The organism is Anaeromyxobacter sp. SG64, from assembly GCF_022690745.1.
GTDB classification, from domain to species: domain Bacteria; phylum Myxococcota; class Myxococcia; order Myxococcales; family Anaeromyxobacteraceae; genus Anaeromyxobacter; species Anaeromyxobacter soli.
The window spans coordinates 1-919 of sequence record NZ_JALCZB010000207.1 but is presented as its reverse complement, the minus strand read 5'-3'; the positions used below and the strand labels follow the sequence as shown (position 1 = coordinate 919).

Here is a 919-nt window from a genome sequence, read left to right as displayed (position 1 = left end):
GAAGCCCCCGCCCACGGCGCCGAAGCCCCCGCGCGCGGGCCCCAAGCCCCCGCCCGCCGCGGCGAGACCGCCGCCCCGCGCCCCCGCCCCCGCGACGCCCAAGCCTCCGCCCGCCTCCGCGCGAGGGAACGGCGCGGCCTTCCCGGACGTCTCGGACGAGCTCGAGGAGTCCGAGTTCTTCCTGCGAGAAGGGCTCCTCGGCGCCGCGCGCGAGGCGCTCCAGAACCTCCTCGCCCTGCACCCGCATCACCCGGCGATCGAGGCGCGGCTCGCCGAGGTGGAGCGGCGCGCCGCGAGCGAGGCGCCCGCGGCCACCCCTCCGCCCGGAGGGACGGCGCGGGAGACGCGACCGCTCGCGGTCTCCGGCGTCGACGAGAGCTTCGACATCGCGCGGGAGCTCGCGGACGAGCTCGGCGGCGAGGCGTCCCCGGCCGCGGACGACGAGGAGTTCCAGTACTCGGTCGAGGACGTCTTCGCGCAGTTCAAGAAGGGCGTCGAGCAGACCGTCCGCCCCGAGGACAGCGCCACCCACTACGACCTCGGCATCGCCTACAAGGAGATGGCGCTCCTCGACGACGCCGTCCACGAGTTCGAGGTGGCGCTCAAGGGCGCCGAGAAGCGGCGCGCGATCGACTGCCTCTCGATGATCGGCCTCTGCCGCATGGCGAAGGGGGAGCACGGCGAGGCGATCCGCGCCTTCCGCCGCGCGCTCGCGTCCGACGTGCTCACCAAGGAGGCCGCCAAGGCCGTCCAGTACGAGCTCGCTGCGGCGCACGAGGCCGTCGGGGAGTCGGAGGTGGGGCTCTGGTTCCTCCAGCGCGTGGCGAAGCTCGACCCGGCGTTCCGCGACGTCGCGGACCGGATCCGCGCGCTCGGCGGCGGCCCGGGCCGTCCGCCCGCCGACGCCGCCCGCGGCGCG

The 919-nt window shown here is 76.3% G+C and carries 1 pseudogene; it reads left to right on the top strand.

The features are described 5' to 3' along the window. A pseudogene (locus MNZ29_RS24110) lies at nt 1-919 on the top strand (hypothetical protein); the annotation flags it as partial.